Origin of the sequence: Olsenella phocaeensis, assembly GCF_900120385.1 — a bacterium.
In the GTDB taxonomy this organism is placed as follows: Bacteria; Actinomycetota; Coriobacteriia; order Coriobacteriales; family Atopobiaceae; genus Olsenella_I; species Olsenella_I phocaeensis.
Map to the genome: position 1 here is coordinate 1 of NZ_LT635501.1, position 1,009 is coordinate 1,009.

2 protein-coding genes are annotated in these 1,009 nt (G+C 71.6%); both read right to left on the reverse strand.

Going from position 1 to position 1,009, the window contains the following annotated elements; translation table 11 throughout:
* Nucleotides 1–598, reverse strand: a 598-nt coding sequence (locus tag BQ7388_RS10000; protein WP_072500544.1) for a YggS family pyridoxal phosphate-dependent enzyme, incomplete at its 3' end; no start/stop codon positions are given.
* Nucleotides 599–688: 90 nt separating this feature from the next.
* The coding region (locus tag BQ7388_RS10005) for a laccase domain-containing protein (RefSeq protein WP_129583251.1) at nucleotides 689–1,009 on the reverse strand (321 nt) is incomplete at its 5' end.

Genomic DNA, 1,009 nt, shown 5'->3' on the forward strand with positions numbered 1-1,009 from the left:
GCAGGTCGTCGCGGAGCTCACGGAGCCCGGAGAAGGCCCTCCGGGCCGCGTCCGCGTCGTTCGCGGGGGCCATGGTCATGAGCCCCTCGAGCGAGATGCCGGGCAGGGCGAGGAGGTCGTCGAGGGAGGCGCGCGCGTCGTCGGGGGAAAGCCCGGACTTGGACTCCTCCCCCGAGACGTTCACCTCCACGAGCGCCCGCGTGACGATCCCACGTGCCTCCGAGTGCCGGGACACCGCCTCGGCGAGGTGCGGGGACGAGATGGAGTGCACGAGTTCCACCCTGCCTATGACCTGGTTAATCTTGTTGGTCTGGAGGTTGCCTATCATGTCGAAGCGCACGCCTGCCATCTGGGGCAGGGCCGCGACACCTTGGAGCTTGCGCCCAAGCTCCTGCGGTCGGTTCTCCCCGAAGGCGCGATACCCCGCCTCCCAGGCGAGCGCCACCTCCTCGACGCCCACGGTCTTGGAGACGGCGAGCAGGGTGACCTCGCCGGCGTCCCTGCCCGCGCGGGCGGCCGCCTCCGCAATCAGGCGGATGATCCTCTCCCTCCTGGATTCGAGGAAGCCGAGATAGCTCCTGCGCCCCTCCTCGTCCACGTTTCCCCCTTCCGCCCGCCTGCCGCGGGCCTCGACTGTCTCCTCACGCGCCGACCCGAGGGGACGACGCGGAGCGTCCCCGCGCCCTTGCTAGACGCCCAGGACCGCCAGGGCGCCGTGCCTCCCGCAACGGCCGCCTTCCGCCCGGTACGAGTAGAAGCGGTCGGCCGAGCGGGGCGTGGACACGCCGCAGTCGAGGACCATGTCCTCCCCCATCCCACGCTCGACCAGAGTCTGCACCACGGCGCGCGCCAGGTCGAGGTGGTTGCCGGGGAGCGCGACCGCAGGGCCGAACTCGCCCGAAAAGCGTGCCAGCAGCTCGGGCGAGACCTCGTAGTCCTCGCCCGCGATGTGGGGTCCCACGTAGGCCCGCACCTCGGAGGCGTCGCACCCGCTGGCGGCGAGCAGCGA